General features: G+C 69.5%; 17 protein-coding genes. 15 read left to right on the forward strand and 2 right to left on the reverse strand.

Annotated features, from left to right (window positions below):
• The first annotated feature begins 87 nt into the window (after positions 1–87).
• From ACZ6ZI_RS28045 to ACZ6ZI_RS28115, 15 genes are all read left to right on the forward strand, one after another.
• The gene (locus ACZ6ZI_RS28045) at positions 88–480 is read left to right on the forward strand and encodes a DUF6668 family protein (RefSeq protein WP_469525311.1); all 393 of its coding nucleotides are present in this window, start codon (positions 88–90) and stop codon (positions 478–480) included.
• A gap of 23 nt (positions 481–503) precedes the next feature.
• Complete coding sequence (locus tag ACZ6ZI_RS28050; RefSeq protein WP_469525218.1) at positions 504–746, forward strand: hypothetical protein; 243 nt, start codon at positions 504–506, stop codon at positions 744–746.
• A 163-nt stretch (positions 747–909) separates the two neighbouring features.
• On the forward strand, positions 910–1197 hold the full coding sequence (locus tag ACZ6ZI_RS28055) for a hypothetical protein (RefSeq protein WP_363060121.1): 288 nt from the start codon (positions 910–912) through the stop codon (positions 1195–1197).
• A gap of 16 nt (positions 1198–1213) precedes the next feature.
• Positions 1214–2017, forward strand: coding sequence for a DUF8175 domain-containg protein (locus ACZ6ZI_RS28060; protein ID WP_469525220.1), 804 nt, complete (start codon positions 1214–1216; stop codon positions 2015–2017).
• Positions 2007–3212, forward strand: coding sequence for a hypothetical protein (locus ACZ6ZI_RS28065; protein ID WP_469525223.1), 1206 nt, complete (start codon positions 2007–2009; stop codon positions 3210–3212). Before ACZ6ZI_RS28060 ends, ACZ6ZI_RS28065 begins: the two co-directional genes overlap by 11 nt.
• A gap of 77 nt (positions 3213–3289) precedes the next feature.
• Positions 3290–3532, forward strand: coding sequence for a hypothetical protein (locus tag ACZ6ZI_RS28070; protein ID WP_469525225.1), 243 nt, complete (start codon positions 3290–3292; stop codon positions 3530–3532).
• Positions 3525–4619 carry a zeta toxin family protein gene (locus ACZ6ZI_RS28075; protein WP_469525228.1) on the forward strand — a complete coding sequence of 365 codons (1095 nt, stop codon included), beginning with the start codon at positions 3525–3527 and terminating at the stop codon, positions 4617–4619. The genes ACZ6ZI_RS28070 and ACZ6ZI_RS28075 overlap by 8 nt, the downstream gene beginning before the upstream one ends.
• A gap of 17 nt (positions 4620–4636) precedes the next feature.
• Positions 4637–4879, forward strand: a complete 243-nt coding sequence (locus tag ACZ6ZI_RS28080) for a hypothetical protein (protein ID WP_469525231.1) — start codon at positions 4637–4639, stop codon at positions 4877–4879.
• Positions 4880–4986: 107 nt separating this feature from the next.
• The gene (locus ACZ6ZI_RS28085) at positions 4987–5976 is read left to right on the forward strand and encodes a zeta toxin family protein (RefSeq protein WP_469525232.1); all 990 of its coding nucleotides are present in this window, start codon (positions 4987–4989) and stop codon (positions 5974–5976) included.
• Between the two features lie 27 nt (positions 5977–6003).
• A complete protein-coding gene (locus tag ACZ6ZI_RS28090) occupies positions 6004–7497 on the forward strand; it encodes an SCO6880 family protein (RefSeq protein ID WP_469525235.1) in 1494 nt (497 codons plus the stop codon).
• A 92-nt stretch (positions 7498–7589) separates the two neighbouring features.
• Positions 7590–9002, forward strand: coding sequence for an ATP/GTP-binding protein (locus ACZ6ZI_RS28095; protein ID WP_363060221.1), 1413 nt, complete (start codon positions 7590–7592; stop codon positions 9000–9002).
• Positions 9003–9013: 11 nt separating this feature from the next.
• A complete protein-coding gene (locus ACZ6ZI_RS28100) occupies positions 9014–10780 on the forward strand; it encodes a type IV secretory system conjugative DNA transfer family protein (RefSeq protein WP_469525237.1) in 1767 nt (588 codons plus the stop codon).
• Entirely contained in the window at positions 10777–11184 is a 408-nt protein-coding gene (locus tag ACZ6ZI_RS28105) for a DUF4913 domain-containing protein (protein WP_469525239.1), read from the forward strand. Before ACZ6ZI_RS28100 ends, ACZ6ZI_RS28105 begins: the two co-directional genes overlap by 4 nt.
• Before the next feature lie 43 nt (positions 11185–11227).
• Complete coding sequence (locus ACZ6ZI_RS28110) at positions 11228–11671, forward strand: hypothetical protein (RefSeq protein WP_469525241.1); 444 nt, start codon at positions 11228–11230, stop codon at positions 11669–11671.
• The gene (locus ACZ6ZI_RS28115) at positions 11668–12861 is read left to right on the forward strand and encodes a tetrahydrofolate dehydrogenase/cyclohydrolase catalytic domain-containing protein (RefSeq protein WP_469525243.1); all 1194 of its coding nucleotides are present in this window, start codon (positions 11668–11670) and stop codon (positions 12859–12861) included. The genes ACZ6ZI_RS28110 and ACZ6ZI_RS28115 overlap by 4 nt, the downstream gene beginning before the upstream one ends.
• 128 nt (positions 12862–12989) lie before the next feature.
• Here ACZ6ZI_RS28115 and ACZ6ZI_RS28120 read toward each other — a convergent pair whose 3' ends face one another.
• Both ACZ6ZI_RS28120 and rpoB read right to left on the reverse strand, forming a co-directional pair.
• Positions 12990–16889 carry a DNA-directed RNA polymerase subunit beta' gene (locus tag ACZ6ZI_RS28120; protein WP_363060099.1) on the reverse strand — a complete coding sequence of 1300 codons (3900 nt, stop codon included), beginning with the start codon at positions 16887–16889 and terminating at the stop codon, positions 12990–12992.
• Positions 16890–16984: 95 nt separating this feature from the next.
• Complete coding sequence (gene rpoB / locus ACZ6ZI_RS28125) at positions 16985–20467, reverse strand: DNA-directed RNA polymerase subunit beta (RefSeq protein WP_469525245.1); 3483 nt, start codon at positions 20465–20467, stop codon at positions 16985–16987.
• Positions 20468–20621: the final 154 nt, after the last annotated feature.

Here is a 20621-nt window from a genome sequence, read left to right on the forward strand (position 1 = left end):
GACATCTCCACCGCACCTCCACAACCCTTTGCGGACACGGGTCTTCCGGTTTCCGGACCCCCTCCGGGGACGACCGCCTTCAGCTGGATGAACGCCCACGGAGGTGCCGGGGCGAGCACCCTGGCCACGGTCTTCGGCGGTTACGACTGCGGCGCCAGGTGGCCCGAAACGGAAGCCGGAGCGTCCGGAAAAGTCCTTCTCGTGGCACGGACGCACGCTTCCGGCCTCCAGGCGGTGTCACGGGTACTGGATATGATCCGACGGGATGAGCAGCCATCAGGAGTGACCCTCCAGGCCGTGGTTCTCGTGGCGGACGCACCTGGCCGTCTGCCCCCTGAGCTGGCCAAACGCATCAAGGTGATCAGTTCGGTCGTCACGATCCACCGGGTCCCCTGGATGCCGAACTGGCGCATGGGCGACCTGTCGGGTCCGGCGCCCCGGGAGGCTTCCGCGCTGTCCAAACTGATCAACAGTCAGTGAGACCCGTAGAGAGGGGCCACGCAATGGAATGGACGCTGGCCGTCGGGGCCGACGTCACCGCACCCCTCAACACCGTGCTCGGCTGGATGGCCTGGCTGGTCACCGCCGCAGGGGTGCTCGGAGTGATCATCGTCGGATCCCGCATGGCGATCGCCCTGCGCGCGGGCGGCGGGGACGAACACCTCACCCAGCTGGCCACGGTCCTGGGGGCGTGCATCATCGGCGCCACCGCGGGGCCGATCGTCGCTTTCCTGCTGAACGGCTGAGGCGACGTACCACCGACGAAATATGTCCCAGGCCGGTCACGAGCCGGCCTCATACGATCACCTTGTCGGCCATCCCTGCCATGATGCCGTCGGCAAATGAATCTCAATACCGCAGTATCTTCGGCGATTTGGCCGATGTAGACATTAATCAGGGGGAATTTTCATGTTCAGCAAGGTTCGCGATGCCGCGGTCATCCTCGCGGCCGACGTCCCGAATCCCCAGATGAAGGCACCGACGGAGCTCACCAACAAGGTGAACGACGTCCTCGGCATCGCGGCCTGGGCCGGCACCGCCGCCGGCGTGGCGGGCGTCCTCATCACCGGCGCCATGATGGCGATATCGATGCGCCGCGGCGAGGGCTCCGAGCACATGGGCCGCCTCGGCATGGTCCTCGGCGGCTGCGTCCTGGTCGCCACGGCCGGTCCCCTCGTGTCGTTCGTCTTCAACTGACCCGGGAGGCTGACCGATGGCTTCCCGAGGATCCCGTGGCAACAGCGGCGAGTGGGACAAGCCGTTCTGGCAGCAGCGCGGGTGGCTGATCTCGGCCGCGTTCCTGCTGTCGATGTTCCTGATCGGCGGATTCGTCCTCCTGACGGACGACGGCACGACCAACGACACCGGGCAGCCTCAGCCGTCCGCGTCGGCGTCCGGCAAGTCCTCCGGAGCGCCGTCCGGACAGCCGTCGGGCAAGCCGTCCGGCGCGGCGGAAGGCCGCCCGGCGGGGTGCAGCACGAACGACGCGGACCAGAGCACCCCTCAGCAGAGCCCGGCCGACCTCAAGTGGAAGGCCTACCAGACGTCGCTACTCCCGACATCACCCGTTGCGGGGCCTCTGAAGTTCGATGGCGGCGTCTGGTCTTGCTTCTCCCACACGCCGCTCGGTGCGGTGCTGGCCGTCCATTCCATCTCGGCCAAACTAAGCGGCTCCGAGTGGAAGGTGGTGACCGAGAAGCAGATCGCGAAGGGCCCGGGCATGGACGCCTTCAAGGCAAAGCGCTCCGCGATCCCCGACCAGGACAAGACCGGAGCCCCTGGCAGCGCCGGCACCTATGTCGGCTTCCGAGTCCTCAACTACTCGAAGGAACAGGCCACGACGATGGTCCTGATGCGCCTAGCGGACGGCGCTTACGCCGTCGCAACGGTGTCGACAGTGTGGGAAGACGGCGACTGGAAGATCCGCCCCACCTTGAGCGGATCGGTGACGGAAGGCCTCGCATCGGTGGGCGGTCCGGAAGGCTTCACGATGTGGGGAGGCGGCAGTGGCGCCTAACCTCCCCGGGCCCCTCGACGATATCGTCGATTGCGCCGGCGACCTGGTGGGCTGTGGCGGAAAGGTCGTTTCGAAGGCTGGCGGGGCCATCGCTGACGGTGCTGTGAAGGCCTTCGCTCAGGCGATCGGCAAGGCCGTCGAGGAGATCCTCAAGAGCCTCAACGGCGTCTGGCTGTCGGTCGGCAGCGGCTCCAACCTGAATTCCACTGAGGGCACCGGGCTCAAGGCCATCATGGATGAGACCAGCTGGATCGTCGGCTACATCGCCGTCGCGTGCCTCCTCCTCGCTGCGTTCCGCATGGCCTACGAGCGCAAGGGCCAGTCCATGCAGCAGGCCTTCATGGGCATGTGGAAGGTCATCCTCGTCAGCGCCATGGCCCCCGTCATCGCACAGGCCCTCTACACGGCCTCCGACGCCTACGCGAAGGAGATCTACGCGAAGGCCGATCTCGGGAAGACCGCCGAACAGCTGACCGGCGCGATCATGTTGAGAAGCCCGGGAATCATCATCATCTTCGGCATTCTCATCATGCTGTCCAGCTTCATCCAGATCATCCTGATGTACATCAGGCTGGGTGTGCTCATCATGCTGATCGGCACGCTGCCCATCGCCGCGGCCTCGTCGATGACCGGCTGGGGCGACGGCTGGTGGAAGAAGCACATCGGTTGGATCACGGCGTGGCTCCTTTATAAACCGGCCGCCGCTTTGATCATCTACTCTGCGGCGTCGATGACCAAGGGCAAAGCGGATCTGGACAGCGTCATCGCCGGTATGGGCCTACTGATCCTCTCGGTCTTCGCCCTTCCCGCCATGCTCAAGCTCGTCGTACCCGCGACTGCGGCCCTCGGCAGCACTTCCGGCGGAACCGTCGCGATGAACTTCGCGAGCAACGTCGCCTCCGGCGCCGTCAGCATCGCCTCCGGAGCCGGTGGTGGCGGCGGTGGCGGTGGCGGTGGCGGTGGCGGCAAGGGCCCCGAGGGCTCCCCGTCCGCCGGCGCCGGAGCCCCTTCCGGCGGTGCCGGTGGCGCCGGCGGCGCCGCAGGTGGCGCGGCCGGCGGCGCGGCGGCAGCCGCAGGCCCTGCGGGCGTCGCGATCCAGGCCGCCGCGGTGGTCGCCCAGGCTGGTATCGCTGCGGCGCAGGAAGTCGCCGGCTCCCTGGACGACAACGACGGTATGAAGGGCCACAACCAGTAGTCACCGACGGTGGGGTGGTGCGCGCCTCGGCGTGCGCCACCCCACCGTCGGCAGCAGGTCGCTCGAAAGGAACCCCCGTGACCGAGAAGCCCTCCCTGCGCGCCTACCTGAAGCACTACGCGGCAGGCGGCGTCCCCCGCGAGGAAATGATCGCCACCGTCGCCGCCTGGGACTTCGAAGAAGACGTCCGCGACGAGCTGGTCATCGAGCCCATCCGTCAGGACAACACCTTCGAGCTCGTCTACACCGCCGAGGTGCTGGGCCAGATCACGGAGGAAGACGTCCAGGAGATCGAACGGCGGATGGACGCCCATGGCTGAGTTCTCCGGGGGCACCGCCCTACCGGGCGAGTACGCCCAGCTCTACGCGGCCCTGCAACAGCGTATGAAGCGCGGCGGTGACCTCTCGCCGGGACCGACGGACACCACCGCCCAGTACCGGCAGGGGAAACGCTGGGACCCCGCCCGCCGGGCCATGCACAACGAGATCGTCGAGGCCTTCAAGGCCAAGTACGCCGACCACCCGCGCGGCGGGCGCGCCGTCCTGATGACGGCGGGCGCCCCCGGCGTCGGCAAGGGCAGTACGCAGGACAGGCTCGCGCTGTGGCAGGCAGAGGACTCCGAGCTCGGCCGCCGACTCTCCGGGGTGCACGGCCTCGACATCAAGGACTACGTCGTCCTGAACCCGGACGACTTCAAGGAGGACCTGTTCAGGGCCGGGGGCCTGCCCCGCCTGACCGCCGAGGACCTGAAGCTCCCCTACGGGCGCGAGCTCACCCCCGCGGAGATGTCGGGCCTCCTCCACAACGAGGCGACCGTCCTGCGCGACCGCTGCGAGGCGTGGGCGCTCCAGCAGGGGCACAACGTCCTCTACGACGCCACCCTCGCGAACCAACCGGCGGCGGCGGAACTCCTGCGGAGCCTGCGTGACGACAACCGGTACGAGCAGCGCGTGATCCTGTCGGTCGAGGTGCCGCGCGATCTGTCCGTGGCCCAGAACGCGGGTCGCTGGCACCAGGGGCGCGCCGAGTTCGAGCGGGGCGAGAACGCCTACGGCGGCCGGATGTCCCCCGAGGGGATGATCGATTCCCTCTACGGCAAGTCCACCACGGGCCGGGGGCACTCCATCAGTCGGGAGAACGCCCAGCACCTCGCCGAGGCGGGCCTGGCCACCGGCCTGATCACCACCGACCGGGGCACCTTCCCGCAGACCGCGGCCACGGCCACGGCCGCCCAGGGCCGGACGCAGTCCCCCGGCTTCCAGCGCGAGGACACCCGCATCAGCATCGCCGCCGCCGGCCGCATGCGTTCGCCCCGGGCGGGAACCGCCCCCACCACGCCACCGGCCCAGGGACCAGCCCCCCAGGTCCCCCGCCAGACCCCGCCGGCCCCCGGCCGCACCCGTTGATCCGTAAGGAAACGCCGATGACCGACAAGCCCTCCCTGATCGCGTACCTCCAGCGCTACGCGCAAGGCGGCATCCCCCGCGAGGAGATGATCGCCACCGTCGCCGCCTGGGACTTCGAAGAGGACGACTGGGACCCGGAGCACATCGAGCCCACCCACCAGGACAACACCGCGAAGAACCTGTGGACGGCCTGCGTGCTCGGTCAGATCGAGTACGAGGACCTCACGGAGATCAACCGTCGACGCGAGCTGCGCGCATGAGCGACCTCTACAAGGAGTTGTACGAAGTACTCCAGGCTCGCATGGGGCCCCGCGGAGACCTCTCTCCCGACAGTCCCCACGCGACCGCCTACAAAGGACAGTCGCTCATGGACCTGGGACCAGAGAGAGTCGCACTCCACCGCGCGATCATCGCGCAGTTCCAGGACACGTACGGAAACCGCCCCCGCGGTGGGCACGCCGTGCTGCTCACGGCGGGGGCACCGGGTGTGGGCAAGGGCGCTGCCCGGGACGGCCTTCAGGAATGGCAGGCTCAGGATTCGCCATTGGGCCGTGCCGTGGCGTCCGCGCACGGTGTGAACATGGACGACTACGTCCCGCTGGATCCCGATGCATTCAAGGTCGCCATTTTCGAGCACGGCGGTCTCCCTCAGTTGGATACCGGTCTGCGCGCCCTGCCTTTCGGCCGAGAGCTGGCTCCCGCGGAGATGGCTTCCCTGATCCACCGCGAGTCGTCCCTGCTCCAGGACGCCTTCGAACAGTGGGCGCGCGGGGAGGGTTACAACCTGCTGTACGACGCCACCCTCAAGAACCTGGAGGACAACGCCAAGCTCCTCAAAAACCTTGATCACGGCGGCTACGACCAGCGGGTCATCCTTTCCGTAGAGGTCCCGCTGGACCAGTGCATCGCCCAGAACGCCGAGCGTTGGCAGAAGGGCCGCATCAAGTACGAGAACGGCGAGGACGAGCATAACTACGGCGGCCGCATGGCCCCGGAGGCGATGATCAAGGGCCTCTACGCCCAGGGAGACGCCGCCCGCGGCTACTCCATCGGCCGGGAGAACGCCGAGAAGCTCGCCGAGCGGGGGCTCGCCACCGGGCTCATCACCACCGACCGGGGGACCTTCCCGCAGGCGGCGGCGAAGGGCGGCGTTCCCGCCCAGGGACAGGGGCAGGGCCAGGCACAGGGCCAGGGCCAGGCCCCCTCCTTCCAGCAGGGCGACACCCGCGTCAGCGTCGCCGCCGCCGGGCGGCTGCGGTCCTCGCGTACGGGTGCCGCCCCCGTCACGCCCTCCACCCGGACCACCGCCCCCCAGGTCCCGCGCCAGAATCCCCCGGCCCCCGGCCGGACCCGCTGAGCCCGAACCAAACCCGAAAGGAATCCCATGGCCACCGAATCCATGGCGCGGCCTACCTACGGCAACTGGCGGCGCCCCCGCAGGCCCGGCCTCGGGCCGCTCGGCCTGCTCGGCACCGTCATCGCGTTCGGCGGGCTCGTGGTCGTGCTGCTCGCCTCGCTGATCTCGCTCGCCGCGGCCATCGGGGTCCTGATACCGCTCGCGCTGGTCGTCGGGCCGCTCGCCCTGCGCACCGCCGACGGCCGCAACGTCTACCAGATGGTGGCCGTGCGGATCGGCTGGATGAAGCGCAAGGCCAACGGTTCGACCTCGTACGTCTCCGGCCCGCTCTCCCGGCGCCCCGGCGGGCACTTCTCCCCGCCCGGGATGCTCGCCCGCGTGAAGATGCTGGAGGGCAACGACGCGTACGGGCGTTCGTTCGGCGTCCTGCACCACCCGGGCCGCAACCTGTTCACCATCGTCCTGGCCTGTGAGCCGGACGGCGGCTCCCTCGTCGACCCGCAGCAGGTCGACATCTGGGTGGCGTCCTGGGGCGACTGGCTGGCCCGGCTGTCGCACGAGCCCGGTCTGCGCGGCGCGCAGGTCGTCGTGGAGACGGCCCCCGACACCGGTACCCGGCTCGCGGCCGAGGTGCTGCCGCGCATCGTGCCCGACGCCCCGCCGGCGGCGCGCGCGGTGATGGAGGAGGTCGTGGCCCGCTACCCGTCCGCGTCCTCCGAGATGCACACGTACATCGCCCTCACCTACGGGGCGGTGCCCGGTCCGCGCCGCAAGACCGAGGACGTCATCACCGACCTGTCGATGCGCCTGCCGTCGCTGCTGTCGGGCCTGGTCGCCGCCGGTGGCGGTTCCGCGTCCCCGCTGTCGGCGGAGCAGATCTCGGAGATCGTGCGGGTCGCCTACGACCCGGCGATCGCCCCGGACGTCCTCAACGTGCGCGCCGAGCACGGCGTCACCGGCCTCCAGTGGCACGACGCGGGTCCGGCCGCCGCCGTGGAGACGGTGGACGGCTACAAGCACGACTCCGGCGTCTCGCGGACGTGGATGCTGACGCTGGCCCCGCGCGGCACCGTGCGTTCCAGCGTGTTGCGCGGTCTGCTGGAGCCGGCGCAGGGCACCCGCCGCAAGCGCGTCAGCCTCGTCTACCGGCCCATCGACCCGGCGACGTCCGCGCGGATCGTGGAGGCGGACCGCCGTTCCGCGCACTTCATGGCCGGCTCACAGCGCGGCCTGGTCCAGGCCCGTGCCGCGTCGGAGATGCGGGCGGCGGAGCAGACGGCCGCCGAGGAGGCCTCGGGCGCCGGCCTCGTCGAGTTCTCGATGATGGTCACGGTCACCGTCGCCGACGAGGAGCAGCTCGCGGACGCGTCGATCACCGTGCGCAACCTCCAGGCGTCCTCCCGGATCCTGATGCGTCCCGCCGACCGCATGCAGGCGGCGGCGTTCACCTGCACCCTGCCCGTCGGCCTCCTGCCGTGGGAGCACACCCTCATCCCGTACCAGCTCAGGGAGACCCTGTGAGCAAGAAGCAGCCGCAGGCACCCCGGGCGCCGCGGATACCCGTGGCGCCGTCGCGTGGCTGGGCCGGGCCGGGCGGCGGGCAGGTCGCGAACATGGACCCGCCGTCGATGTGGCGTGCCACGACCGTGCAGGCGTGCGGTCTGTGGCCGTTCGCCGCGGGGTCGGGCGCGCCGATGACGGGCGTGCCGCTGGGTCAGCACCTGCACACGGGTGCGACGGTGTGCGGGGACCCGATCTCGTGGTTCACCCGGGCGCGGTACATCTCGAACCCGTCGCTGTTCATGCTCGGCATGCCGGGTCTGGGCAAGTCGACGCTGGTCAACCGGATGCTGATCGGGATGACGGCGACCGGTGTGGTGCCGCTGGTCCTCGGCGACCTGAAGCCGGACTACGCGGACACCGTACGGGCCCTCGGCGGCCAGGTGATCTCCATCGGGCGCGGGGTCGGCGGCATCAACGTCCTGGACCCGGGGGCGATGGGCGAGGCGGCGGAGCGCATCGGCGGGGAGGCCGGTCGGGTGCTCCAGGCGGAGGCGCACGGTCGTGTCCTCAACATGGTGGCGGCGCTGATCACCATCATGCGCGGGCGTCCGATGGACGACCACGAGCAGTCGGTGCTGTCGGCGTGCCTGCACCACCTCAAGGAGCGGGCCGCGCCGGGCAAGCCGCCGTTGCTGCCCGACCTCCTGCGGGTCCTCGACGAGGGTCCGGACCGGGTCCGCGCGGTCACCCTGGACCGCGGGAACCAGGAGCGGTACCAGGAGGCCGTCGACCCCCTGCACCGTTCGCTGATCGGCATCCTGGACGGCCCGCTGGGCGACACGTTCGCCACGGAGACCTCCACGCGGATCAACCCGAACGCGCCGGCCGTGTGCGTGGACATCTCCCGCATCGGTGAGGCGGACACCCAGCTGACGGCGGCGGCGATGCTCGCGGCCTGGTCGGACGGGCTCGGCACGGTCGCCGCCGCGCACGCGCTGGCCGACGCGGGCCTGGCCCCGCAGCGCTGGTTCTTCACCGTCCTGGACGAGCTGTGGCGTCCGCTGCGCGCGGCGTCCGGCATCGTGGAGCGCATCGACGCGCTGACCCGCCTGAACCGCTCGCTGGGCCTGGGCGACGCGAAGATCACCCACACCCTGAAGGACGCCGAGGCGCTGGGCAGCGAGGCGGACCGGGCCAAGGCCCGCGGCTTCGTGGAGCGTGCGGGGATGGTGGTGTGCGCGGGGTTGCCGCGTACCGAGATGGAGGAGCTCGGCAAGGTCATCGGCATGTCGGAGCGGGAGATCGACCTGGTGTCGTCCTGGTCCTCGCCGCCCGGGTGGGCCAATCCGACGGCGAACGCCGAGCCGCCCGGCCGGGGCCGGTTCCTGATCAAGGTGGGTGGCCGGCCGGGCATCCCGATCAAGGTGGCCATCACGGAGACCGAGAAGGCCCTGCACAACACGAACAACCGGTGGACCGAGTCGGACAGGGTCGCGCTGTCGAAGTCCGGGGAGGGCAGCTGATGGGGCGGTCGGTGACGGGGCGCACACCCCGCAAGAAGGGCGGGGGTTCCGCCGAGGACCTGCTGCCCTGGCTGGTGGTGGCCGTGGCCGCCGCCGTCTTCGTCGGCTTCCTGTCGGCCTGGTTGGGCGGCACGCTGGGCGCGGCGGTGTCGGGCGCGGGCTGGAACCCGCCCCCGTTCGCGCTGAGCACCCTCGCGACGCTGGTGCGGGAAGGGCCGGGGCCGCTCTGGCCGGGCGCCTCCCCGGCGGTGGCGGGCGCCGGGATCGCGGTGACGTTCGGGATGCTGCTGGGGCTGGTCGTGGCCCTGGTGCTGCTGGTGCGCAGGGCGTTCGGTGGTTCGGAGGGGCTGGCCGGTCGCCGCGAGCTGCGGTCGATGCTCCCCAAGGGCGCCGCCGCCCGCGCGCTGGAACTGCGCCCGAGCCTGAAGAAGCTCACCGACGGCAAGCTCACCCCCGACGACCGGGGCAACCTGCTGGGCAACCTGGAGCCCAACGGCCCCGAGCTGCGCTCCAGTTACGAGGACGTGGAACTGGACCTGATGGCCCCCCGCGCCGGCAAGTCCACCGGCATCGCCGTCCCCCGGGTCCTGCGCGCCCGCGGCTGCGTCCTGCTGACCTCCAACAAGTCGGACGTGTACGCCGTCACCCGCGCCGAACGCGAACGCGTCGGCCAGGTCTGGACGTTCGACCCGCAGGGCATCGCGCACACCCCCCGCGCCCTGTGGTGGGACATGCTCGCCGACGCCCGCGACATCGAGGGGGCCCGCCGGCTGGCCGGGCACTTCATGAGCGCCGTCAACGACGACGCCTCCAAGCGGGACTTCTGGATCTCCGCCGCCCAGAACACCCTCACCGCGCTGTTCCACGCCGCGAGCAAGGGCGGCAAGGGCGTCGAGGAGGTCCTCGGCTGGCTCGCCGACCCCGCCGACCGCGCCCCGATCGACCTGTTGCGCGACGCCGGGATGACCGCCCTCGCCGAACAGCTGCGCGGCACCATCCAGGGCGCCGTCGAGACCCGTGACGGCATCTACGAGACGGCCCGCCAGTCCGTGGCCTGCCTCCTCGACCCCCGCATCGTGGCCTGGGTGAGCCCGGACCCGGTGCGCCCCGAGTTCCGGCCCGACCACCACGTCCTGGGCACCGACACCCTGTACCTGCTGTCGAAGGACGGCGGCGGCTCGGCCGCCGGGGTGATCGCGGCGCTCGCCGACTCCGTCCTGCGGGCCGGCGTCCGGGCGGCCGAGCGCATGGGCGGGCGCCTCGACCCGCCGATGACGGCGGTCCTCGACGAGGCCGCGAACGTCTGCCGGATCTCCGACCTGCCCGACCTGTACTCGCACCTCGGTTCGCGCGGCATCAACATCGTGACCCTGCTCCAGAGCTACCGGCAGGGCTCGCGCGTGTGGGGGGAGGCCGGCATGGACGCCCTCTGGGGCGCTGCGACGATCAAGCTGCTGGGTGCCGGTCTCGACGACGCCGACTTCGTGGAGAAGATCTCCAAGCTGGTCGGCGAACAGGACGTGAGCACGGTCAGCCACTCCCGCAGCAAGGACGGCCGCAGCCGCTCGACCTCGTACCGGCTGGAGCGGATCCTGCCCGCGGACCGGATCCGGGCCCTGCCCAAGGGCACCGCGCTGCTGATGGCCACCGGTGTCCGGCCGGCCCTGATCCGGCTGCGGCCCTGGTACAAGGAACCCGGCGCCGACCGCATCCAGGCGGCCGCGCAGGCCGAGGTCCAGGCCATCACGGCCCGCGCCGCACGGGAGGCCCTGCGATGACCGCGCCGATGGAGGTTCCCGCCGAGGCGGCCCCCGCCGAGGAGGGCGCGCCGCCGCTGTTCATCCTCTACCTCGACGGAGCGGAGTACGACGAGGAACTGCGGCTCCTCGTCACCTGGGTGCACGCCCTGCTGCTGCCCGTCTACGGCCGCGAGGTCGGCTCCTCCTCGCCCTGGTGCCCGCGCTGGTGGGAACACCTGGAAGCGGTCGCCCGGCTGCACGGCCTGTGGCTGGCGTGGCAGGAGCTGACCGACCCCGCGGCCGGGCCGAGCGGGCCGGCCCTGTGGCACCGCGACCACCTGGGCGCCGTGATGGGCGAACTGCGCAGCCCGACGGGCCCGTTCGCCGGGTGCAAGGTGGGAGCCCACCGGGCGAAGCCCGCACCGGTGGTCGACGAGTTCTGACCGCACGTCCCGCGTGACGCGACCACCCGATCCGGAGAGACGCATGGAACTTCCACAGATCACCCAGCTGTTCCGGTGGCGACACCCCCTCGCCGGCCAGGCCCACGCCCTGCTGCGCGCGGCGTACGACCCGGCCACCGGCCATGCCGTGGCCGTCGTGTCGGAACTGGCCGACAACCCGGACGACCGCGGGATCACGTACGACTTCTCGGCCGTCGCCAACGCCGTCCTGCCCCTGCTCCGCGAGAAGCTGAGCCCACAGCTCAGCGCCGTCCTGTGGATCGCGCACTTCGGCGACTTCTCGTACCACTACGTCCCCGGCCCCGAGACCTTCACCGCCGTCTCCCTCGCGGTGACCGCGAACGGCTACGCCGACGGCTACGAGGGCGACCGCGAGCTGACCGCGGACGAGGTGACCCGGCTCTTCGGCGGACGCCCGCTGGCGCCCGTCGCCGAGGTCCTGGCCGGACTGGACCCCCTGACGTGACGGAACCGGTTTCGGGCCGCGACGTACTGCGCCAGGCCCGCGAGCTGTACGCGCACTACCGGGAGGTCGTCCAGCCCCGCGAACAGAAGGTCGCGATCATCCGGTTCAGCCCGGCCCCGACCGACCCGCCGGAGTGGCGGATCCGCCTGGAGGCCTCCCGGGTGTCGGCCGAGCAGAAGGTGAAGGCCTTCGAGCACCTCGGCTTCCGGGCCGACCACGTGATCCTGCCGCCCGGCATCGACCGCGCCGGCTTCCGACGGGTCCTGGAGGGCCACAACGCGGACCCGAGCACCCGCTCGATCATCATCCAGTTCCCGCCGCCGCCGCACCTCATGCCGGTCGTCGCGCACCTGGACCCCGCGAAGGACATCGACGCCCTCCTCAAGGGGCGCTCCCCCTACGCGGCCTGCGCCACCGCCGAGGGCATCTACCGGGTCGCCGAGCCCTTCGCCCGGGACATGCCGACCATCGCCGTGGTCGGCAGCAACGGCTTCGTCGGACAGGGCGTCGTCGGACTCCTCAGGGAGAACGGCCACGACCCGATCACCCTGGACCAGGGCGACGACCTGCGCCACGTCCGCGACGCCGACGTCGTCATCTCCGTGACGGGCAACCCCGGCATCCTGGGCCCCGACCACATCCGGCCCCACCACCGGGTCGTCATCGACTCCGGCTTCGTCCCGCAGGCCGACGGCAGCGTACGGGGGGACATCCGCCCCGAGGCCGCCGGGATCCCGCAGAACATCACCCCCGTACCCGGAGGCATCGGGCCGGTCGAGATGGCCACCCTCATGGAACGGGTGGTCCGCCAGGAGGTGGACCCGAACGTCACCCCCTGGAAGGTGACCCCCGGCCCCTTCCTCGACCGCGCCGAGTTCGCGGCGGCGGCCGACGCCGCGCGCGCGAACGCCCCCGCGGCGGCCACGAACGGACCCACGAACGGCCCCACGAGCACCCCGGCGGCCGCCACCCCCGCCGCGCCCACGCCCCCCGCACCCGCCGCGGCGCCCGCCACCGGGCCCATCGGGGAGGTCACCATCGCCGAGGCCGCCCGGCTGCGCGGCGGCGGAGCGCCCCCCGCCACGCCCCGCGCCCCGGGCACACCGCCGCGGGTCCCCGGCCAACAGCCGGCCCCCGCCCTCCCCCGGCAGCCGCGGCAACCCCGGCAGGGCGGCGGGCACACCCGCTGACCCACCCGGGGAGGCGTACACACCCCGTACGGCCCGCACACCCCGGCCCGCACACCCCGTACACAACGCCGCAGGGCGGTCACCCTCCCGGGTGACCGCCCTGCGGTTCTCTACCTACTGCTCAGACCTCAGCCGTTGTACGGGCCGTAGTCGTAGTCCTCCAGCGGGACGGCCTGGCCGGACCCGGTGCCGAAGGGCGAGTAGTCGATGTCGTCGTAGCCGACGGCCGAGTACATCGCGGCCTTGGCCTCTTCGGTGGGCTCGACCCGGATGTTGCGGTAGCGGGACAGACCCGTACCGGCCGGGATGAGCTTACCGATGATGACGTTCTCCTTGAGGCCGATGAGGCTGTCGGACTTGGCGTTGATCGCCGCGTCCGTCAGGACTCGGGTCGTCTCCTGGAAGGAGGCGGCCGACAGCCAGGATTCCGTCGCCAGCGAGGCCTTGGTGATACCCATCAGCTGCGGACGACCGGAGGCGGGGTGACCGCCCTCGGTGACCACACGACGGTTCTCGGTCTCGAACTTCGAGCGCTCGACGAGCTCGCCCGGCAGGAGCTCCGCGTCGCCGGACTCGATGATCGTCACGCGGCGCAGCATCTGCCGGATGATGATCTCGATGTGCTTGTCGTGGATCGACACGCCCTGCGAGTTGTAGACCTTCTGGACTTCGCCGACCAGGTGGACCTGGACGGCGCGCTGGCCGAGGATGCGCAGCACGTCGTGCGGGTTGGTGGCACCCATGGTGAGCTTCTGGCCCACCTCGACGTGGTCGCCCTCGTGCACGATGACCTTGGCGCGCTTGGAGATCGGGAACGCCGTCTCCTCGCTGCCGTCGTCGGGCGTGATGACGATCTTCTTCGTCTTCTCGGTCTCCTCGATCCGCACGCGACCGGCGGCCTCGGAGATCGGGGCGACACCCTTCGGGGTACGGGCCTCGAAGAGCTCGACGACACGCGGCAGACCCTGCGTGATGTCGTCACCGGCCACACCACCGGTGTGGAAGGTACGCATCGTCAGCTGGGTACCGGGCTCACCGATGGACTGGGCGGCGATGATGCCGACCGCCTCACCGATGTCGACCAGCTTGCCGGTGGCCAGCGAGCGGCCGTAGCAGAAGGCACAGGTGCCGACGGCGGACTCACAGGTCAGGACCGAGCGGGTCTTGACCTCCTCGACGCCGTTCGCGATGAGGGCGTCGATGAGCACGTCACCGAGGTCCACGTTGGCCGGCGCGATGACCTTGCCGTCGATGACGACGTCCTCGGCCAGCATGCGGGCGTACACGGAGGTCTCGACGTCGTCCGCCTTGCGCAGGACACCCGCCTCGTCCTTGACACCGATCTTGAGCTTGAGGCCGCGCTCGGTGCCGCAGTCCTCCTCGCGGATGATGACGTCCTGCGAGACGTCCACCAGACGACGGGTGAGGTAACCCGAGTCGGCGGTACGCAGGGCGGTGTCCGCCAGACCCTTACGGGCACCGTGCGTGGAGATGAAGTACTCCAGAACGGTGAGGCCCTCACGGAAGGACGCCTTGATCGGACGCGGGATGGTCTCGTTCTTCGCGTTCGACACCAGACCACGCATACCGGCGATCTGTCGCATCTGCATCATGTTTCCTCGGGCACCCGAGTCAACCATCATGAAGATGGGGTTCGTCTTGGGGAAGTTCGCGTTCATCGCCTCGGCGACCTCGTTGGTCGCCTTGGTCCAGATCGCGATGAGCTCCTGCGTGCGCTCGTCCTTGGTGATCAGACCGCGCTCGTACTGCTTCTGGACCTTCTCGTCCTGCGCCTCGTAGCCCGCGACGATGGCCTTCTTGGCCTCGGGTACGACGACGTCGGAGATGGCCACGGTGACGCCCGAACGGGTCGCCCAGTGGAAGCCGGCCGCCTTCAGGTTGTCGAGCGTCGCCGCCACGATCACCTTGGGGTAGCGCTCCGCCAGGTCGTTGACGATCTCGGAGAGCTGCTTCTTGCCCACCGAGTAGTCGACGAACGGGTAGTCCTCGGGCAGCAGCTCGTTGAAGAGCGCGCGACCCAGGGTGGTCTTCAGACGGAAGCTGTCGCCCGGCTGGAACTCCTGCTCGCCCTCCTCGGCGACCGGCGCCACCCAGCCGCGCGGCGGGATGGTGCCCACCGGGAAGCGGATGTCGACGGACGACTGGAGCGCCAGCTCGCCGGCGTCGAACGCCATGATCGCCTCGGCGGTGGAGCCGAACGCGCGGCCCTCGCCCTTGACGTCACGGAGCTCACCGTCGGTGGTCAGGAAGAACAGACCGAGGACCATGTCCTGGGTCGGCATCGTGACCGGACGGCCGTCGGCCGGCTTGAGGATGTTGTTCGAGGACAGCATCAGGATGCGGGCCTCGGCCTGCGCCTCCGCGGAGAGCGGCAGGTGCACGGCCATCTGGTCACCGTCGAAGTCCGCGTTGAACGCGGTGCAGACGAGCGGGTGGATCTGGATGGCCTTGCCTTCGACCAGCTGGGGCTCGAAGGCCTGGATGCCGAGACGGTGCAGCGTGGGCGCACGGTTCAGCAGCACCGGGTGCTCGGCGATGACCTCTTCGAGCACGTCGTAGACGACCGTGCGGCCGCGCTCGACCATGCGCTTCGCCGACTTGATGTTCTGCGCGTGGTTCAGGTCGACCAGGCGCTTCATCACGAACGGCTTGAAGAGCTCCAGCGCCATGGCCTTGGGCAGACCACACTGGTGCAGCTTCAGCTGCGGACCGACGACGATCACGGAACGCGCGGAGTAGTCCACGCGCTTGCCGAGGAGGTTCTGACGGAATCGACCCTGCTTGCCCTTCAGCATGTCGCTGAGGGACTTCAGGGGGCGGTTGCCGGGACCGGTGACCGGGCGACCACGACGACCGTTGTCGAAGAGGGCGTCCACGGCCTCCTGGAGCATGCGCTTCTCGTTGTTCACGATGATCTCGGGGGCACCGAGGTCGAGAAGGCGCTTCAGGCGGTTGTTGCGGTTGATCACGCGGCGGTACAGGTCGTTCAGGTCGGAGGTCGCGAAGCGGCCACCGTCCAGCTGCACCATCGGACGCAGGTCCGGCGGGATGACCGGCACGCAGTCGAGCACCATGCCCTTGGGGCTGTTGCTGGTCTGCAGGAACGCGGAGACGACCTTGAGGCGCTTGAGCGCACGGGTCTTCTTCTGGCCCTTGCCGGTGCGGATGATCTCGCGGAGGCGCTCGGCCTCCTCCTCCAGGTCGAAGGACTCCAGGCGCTTCTGCAGCGCCGCGGCACCCATCGAACCGTCGAAGTACGTGCCGAAGCGGTCACGCAGCTCGCGGTAGAGGAGCTCGTCGCCCTCCAGGTCCTGGACCTTGAGGTTCTTGAAGCGGTTCCACACCTCGTCGAGGCGGTCGATCTCGCGCTGGGCGCGGTCGCGGAGCTGCTTCATCTCGCGCTCGGCACCCTCGCGCACCTTGCGGCGCACGTCGGCCTTGGCGCCCTCGGCCTCCAGCTCGGCCAGGTCGCTTTCCAGCTTCTTGGCACGGCCTTCGAGGTCCGCGTCACGGCGGTTCTCGATCTGCTGGCGCTCGACGGAGACGTGGGCCTCCAGCGACGGCAGGTCGCGGGTACGGCGCTCGTCGTCGACGAACGTGATCATGTACGCGGCGAAGTAGATGACCTTCTCGAGGTCCTTCGGCGCGAGGTCGAGCAGGTAGCCAAGACGCGACGGAACGCCCTTGAAGTACCAGATGTGGGTGACGGGAGCGGCGAGCTCGATGTGGCCCATCCGCTCACGGCGCACCTTGGCGCGCGTGACCTCGACGCCACAACGCTCACAGATGATGCCCTTGAAGCGGACACGCTTGTACTTGCCGCAGTAGCACTCCCAGTCCCGGGTCGGACCGAAGATCTTCTCGCAGAAGAGTCCGTCCTTCTCGGGCTTGAGGGTGCGGTAGTTGATGGTCTCCGGCTTCTTGACCTCGCCGTGCGACCAGGTTCGGATGTCGTCCGCGGTGGCAAGGCCGATCCGCAGCTCGTCGAAGAAGTTGACGTCGAGCACTGTGCGTCAATCCCTCTTTCGGGGTCGAGTCTCAATCATGGTCTGAACGGTCCCGGGGCGGCCGGGGGATCCCTCGGATCCCCCGGCCAGGCCCGTCAGACCTCTTCGACGCTGCTCGGCTCGCGCCGGGACAGGTCGATACCGAGCTCCTCCGCCGCGCGGAAGACGTCCTCGTCGGTGTCGCGCATCTCGATGGACATGCCGTCCGAGGACAGCACCTCCACGTTGAGGCAGAGCGACTGCATTTCCTTGATGAGCACCTTGAAGGACTCGGGAATGCCCGGCTCGGGAATGTTCTCGCCCTTGACGATGGCCTCGTAGACCTTCACGCGGCCGGTCACGTCGTCGGACTTGATCGTCAGGAGTTCCTGGAGCGCGTACGCGGCGCCATAAGCCTCAAGCGCCCACACCTCCATCTCACCGAAGCGCTGACCACCGAACTGCGCCTTACCACCCAGCGGCTGCTGCGTGATCATCGAGTACGGACCGGTCGAACGGGCGTGGAGCTTGTCGTCGACCAGGTGGTGCAGCTTGAGGATGTACATGTACCCGACCGAGATCGGGTCCGGGAACGGCTCGCCGGAGCGGCCGTCGAACAGGCGCGCCTTACCGGTCGGGAGCACCATGCGCTCGCCGTCGCGGTTCGGGATGGTGTGCTGGAGCAGGCCGGCCAGCTCGTCCTCGCGGGCACCATCGAAGACCGGGGTCGCGACGTTGGTGCCGGGGGCGACCTGGTCCGCGCCGATCGCCTGGAGGCGCTGCGCCCACTCGTCCGCGAGGCCGGAGACGTCCCAACCGCGGCTGGCGAGCCAGCCGAGGTGGATCTCCAGGACCTGTCCCGGGTTCATTCGGGACGGGACACCCAGCGGGTTGAGGATGATGTCGACCGGGGTGCCGTCTTCCAGGAAGGGCATGTCCTCGATCGGGAGGATCTTGGAGATGACACCCTTGTTGCCGTGACGGCCGGCGAGCTTGTCACCGTCGGTGATCTTGCGCTTCTGGGCGACGTAGACGCGGACCAGCTGGTTCACGCCCGGAGGAAGCTCGTCGCCCTCCTCGCGGTCGAAGACGCGGACACCGATGACCTTGCCGATCTCACCGTGAGGCACCTTGAGCGAGGTGTCGCGCACCTCGCGGGCCTTCTCACCGAAGATCGCGCGGAGCAGGCGCTCCTCGGGGGTCAGCTCGGTCTCACCCTTGGGCGTGACCTTGCCGACGAGGATGTCGCCGGCGACGACGTCGGCGCCGATGCGGATGATGCCGCGCTCGTCGAGGTCCGCGAGGACCTCCTCGGAGACGTTCGGGATGTCCCGGGTGATCTCCTCGGGGCCGAGCTTGGTGTCACGGGCGTCGACCTCGTGCTCCTCGATGTGGATCGAGGAGAGGACGTCGTCCTGCACGAGGCGCTGCGACAGGATGATCGCGTCCTCGTAGTTGTGACCCTCCCACGGCATGAACGCGACGAGCAGGTTCTTGCCGAGGGCCATCTCGCCCTCTTCGGTCGCCGGACCGTCGGCGAGGACCTGGGCCTCGATGATCCGGTCACCCTCGTTGACGATGACCTTCTGGTTGACCGAGGTGCCCTGGTTCGAGCGGGAGAACTTGGCGACGCGGTACGTGGTGTACGTGCCGTCGTCGTTGGCGACGGTGATGTAGTCGGCCGAGACCTCCTGGACGACACCGTCCTTCTCCGCCTTGATCGAGTCGCCGGCGTCGACCGCGCAGCGGTACTCCATGCCGGTGCCGACGAGCGGGGCCTCCGCCTTGATGAGCGGAACGGCCTGGCGCATCATGTTCGCGCCCATGAGGGCGCGGTTGGCGTCGTCGTGCTCGAGGAAGGGGATCATCGCGGTGGCGACGGACACCATCTGGCGCGGCGAGACGTCCATGTAGTCCACGTCGGACGGCTCGACGTAGTCGACCTCGCCGCCACGCTTGCGGACCAGGACGCGACCCTCGGTGAAGCGCAGGTCGTCGTCGAGGCGGGCGTTCGCCTGGGCGATGACGAAGCGGTCTTCCTCGTCGGCGGTGACGTAGTCGACCTCGTCGGTGACCTGGCCGTCGACGACCTTGCGGTACGGGGTCTCGATGAAACCGAACGCGTTGACGCGACCGTAGGACGCGAGCGAGCCGATCAGACCGATGTTCGGGCCTTCGGGGGTCTCGATCGGGCACATGCGGCCGTAGTGCGACGGGTGCACGTCACGGACCTCGAAGCCGGCCCGCTCACGGGAGAGACCGCCGGGACCCAGCGCCGAGAGACGACGCTTGTGCGTCAGACCCGACAGCGGGTTGTTCTGGTCCATGAACTGCGACAGCTGGCTGGTGCCGAAGAACTCCTTGATGGAGGCGACGACCGGCCGGATGTTGATCAGGGTCTGCGGCGTGATCGCCTCGACGTCCTGGGTGGTCATGCGCTCGCGCACGACGCGCTCCATACGGGCGAGACCCGTACGGACCTGGTTCTGGATGAGCTCGCCGACGTTGCGCAGACGACGGTTGCCGAAGTGGTCGATGTCGTCGGTCTCGACGACGATCGAACGACCCGACTCACCGATGGTCTCGGTCTCGCCCGCGTGGAGCTTCACGAGGTACTTGATCGTCGCGATGACGTCGTCGGTGGTGAGCACACCGGCGTCGAGCGGCTCGTCGGCGCCGAGCTTCTTGTTCACCTTGTAGCGGCCGACCTTCGCGAGGTCGTAGCGCTTCGGGTTGAAGTAGAGGTTCTCGAGCAGCGTCTGGGCGGCCTCGCGGGTCGGCGGTTCGCCCGGGCGCAGCTTGCGGTAGATGTCGAGCAGCGCGTCGTCCTGGCCCTGGGTGTGGTCCTTCTCCAGGGTGGCGCGCATGGACTCGTACTCGCCGAACTCCTCGAGGATCTGCTCGGTGGTCCAGCCGAGAGCCTTCAGGAGGACGGTGACGGACTGCTTGCGCTTGCGGTCGATGCGGACACCGACCATGTCGCGCTTGTCGACCTCCATCTCCAGCCAGGCACCCCGGGAGGGGATGATCTTGGCGGAGAAGATGTCCTTGTCGGACGTCTTGTCGATGGAGGAGTCGAAGTAGACACCGGGGGAACGGACGAGCTGCGACACGACGACGCGCTCGGTGCCGTTGATGACGAAGGTGCCCTTGTTGGTCATGAGCGGGAAGTCGCCCATGAAGACCGTCTGAGACTTGATCTCACCGGTCTCGTTGTTCGTGAACTCGGCCGTGACGAAGAGCGGCGCCGCGTACGTGAAGTCGCGCTCCTTGCACTCGTCGACGGAGTTCTTCGCCGGCTCGAACCGGTGGTCGCGGAACGTCAGCGACATCGACCCGGAGAAGTCCTCGATCGGCGAGATCTCCTCGAAGATCTCTTCCAGACCGGACTTGGTGGGGACGTCCTGTCCACTCTCGAGCGCCGACTCGACGCGAGACTTCCAGGCGGCGTTGCCGAGCAGCCAGTCAAAGCTCTCGGTCTGCAGCGCCAGGAGGTTCGGAACCTCGAGGGGCTCCTTGATCTTTGCAAAGGAGATGCGCAGCGGGGCGGTGCTGGCACCGTTGTTCGTATTGGTCGAGGCGTTGCGCGAGGCGGCCAAGAGGGGGTCCTTCCGAGGGCTCGGACTCACTACGCGCGTACCGGTCCCAGTCGGCACAGACGACAGGCGTTTCCGATCCGGGCAAAAGACCAGGTCAGAGACGATCAGTCAGGTGTGCTCGAGCGTGGGCATGCCCCTGGCGACGGGCAGGGGG

The organism is Streptomyces sp. NPDC103540 (genome assembly GCF_055584445.1).

What these genes read in the sequence shown, in the direction of transcription:
- ACZ6ZI_RS28105 (WP_469525239.1), top strand. Translation starts at nt 10,777, where the DNA reads ATGACCGCGCCGATGGAGGTTCCCGCCGAGGCGGCCCCCGCCGAGGAG.
- ACZ6ZI_RS28085 (WP_469525232.1), top strand. Translation starts at nt 4,987, where the DNA reads ATGGACCTGGGACCAGAGAGAGTCGCACTCCACCGCGCGATCATCGCG.
- ACZ6ZI_RS28110 (WP_469525241.1), top strand. Translation starts at nt 11,228, where the DNA reads ATGGAACTTCCACAGATCACCCAGCTGTTCCGGTGGCGACACCCCCTC.
- ACZ6ZI_RS28045 (WP_469525311.1), top strand. Translation starts at nt 88, where the DNA reads ATGAACGCCCACGGAGGTGCCGGGGCGAGCACCCTGGCCACGGTCTTC.
- ACZ6ZI_RS28080 (WP_469525231.1), top strand. Translation starts at nt 4,637, where the DNA reads ATGACCGACAAGCCCTCCCTGATCGCGTACCTCCAGCGCTACGCGCAA.
- ACZ6ZI_RS28090 (WP_469525235.1), top strand. Translation starts at nt 6,004, where the DNA reads ATGGCCACCGAATCCATGGCGCGGCCTACCTACGGCAACTGGCGGCGC.
- ACZ6ZI_RS28055 (WP_363060121.1), top strand. Translation starts at nt 910, where the DNA reads ATGTTCAGCAAGGTTCGCGATGCCGCGGTCATCCTCGCGGCCGACGTC.
- ACZ6ZI_RS28060 (WP_469525220.1), top strand. Translation starts at nt 1,214, where the DNA reads ATGGCTTCCCGAGGATCCCGTGGCAACAGCGGCGAGTGGGACAAGCCG.
- ACZ6ZI_RS28075 (WP_469525228.1), top strand. Translation starts at nt 3,525, where the DNA reads ATGGCTGAGTTCTCCGGGGGCACCGCCCTACCGGGCGAGTACGCCCAG.
- ACZ6ZI_RS28050 (WP_469525218.1), top strand. Translation starts at nt 504, where the DNA reads ATGGAATGGACGCTGGCCGTCGGGGCCGACGTCACCGCACCCCTCAAC.
- ACZ6ZI_RS28095 (WP_363060221.1), top strand. Translation starts at nt 7,590, where the DNA reads ATGGACCCGCCGTCGATGTGGCGTGCCACGACCGTGCAGGCGTGCGGT.